The sequence below is a fragment of the Acinetobacter lwoffii genome, from assembly GCF_024129715.1.
Classification (GTDB): domain Bacteria; phylum Pseudomonadota; class Gammaproteobacteria; order Pseudomonadales; family Moraxellaceae; genus Acinetobacter; species Acinetobacter lwoffii_U.
Genome location: NZ_JAMXXM010000082.1, coordinates 1 through 358, shown reverse-complemented (window position 1 = coordinate 358; position 358 = coordinate 1). Strand labels below are relative to the sequence as shown.

The following is a 358-nucleotide window of genomic DNA, read 5'->3' as shown; positions in this document are numbered from 1 at the left end:
ACAGCACCCAACCGTTTATTCTCAACAATCTCTCGCTGATTCAGCTGACTTAATTTATCGAAGAGGCTGTAATTGATCTTTCGGCCATCATGCATGAGGGCTACAGTACCATCCGGGTATTCCAGGAACTCAAGATACTTACCGATCAACCTTTGATTTTCTTCGGTGTTTTCCAGGAGATATACGCATTTATCATAAGTAATCGTCAGGCTATTCGTGACTCTGCGGGGTTCACGCCAAGTAAAAATATCATCTAATTCTTCGGCTGTTTCAGTGATAGGCCGATGTAGATCCTTAGGATTAAAAGCCATCTTGGCGAACTTCTGATTGAACTGCTCAATGAAGCAGGGTAGCCAGG

General features: G+C 43.6%; 1 pseudogene. It reads right to left on the bottom strand.

The features are described from left to right. Window positions 1-358: pseudogene (locus NI462_RS14995) on the bottom strand (ISNCY family transposase); the annotation flags it as partial.